Raw genomic sequence first — 353 nt, forward strand, 5'->3', positions numbered from 1 at the left:
GTTTTAGCCCCTTTAGCTGTTTCTTTGCCTGCACTGGTRTAACCACGTTGACCAGCCAATTCTGGTTTCTCGTATTTCCTTTTGGTTTCAACGGGAAGCGAAAAAGCAGCTTTAATGTTTTCATAAAGCTTGTCAATTAATTCCTGGCTTAAACCATGGTTGGTAATGGTAACAAAACCCGAATCGTTAAAAGCCCTGCCCAATTCATCAGAAAACTTTTTACGGTCTTCTGCAGAGCCATTGATGTAAGAGCCTAAATCTAAACAAGGAATATACGGTGTAGACATAATTTTATATTTAATGTTTTACGAATTTAAAAAAGAATTGTTAATAAGTGCGTTTAGGTTGTGTAT

The 353-nt window shown here is 36.4% G+C and carries 1 protein-coding gene; it reads right to left on the bottom strand.

Translation table 11 applies throughout. The features are described from left to right. Positions 1–287 (bottom strand): 2-oxoglutarate and iron-dependent oxygenase domain-containing protein (locus AC1DND_RS29720; protein WP_477586666.1); only part of this gene is annotated, 287 nt, incomplete at its 3' end. Positions 288–353: the final 66 nt, after the last annotated feature.

It is taken from the genome of Pedobacter sp. 01N416 (assembly GCF_056399685.1).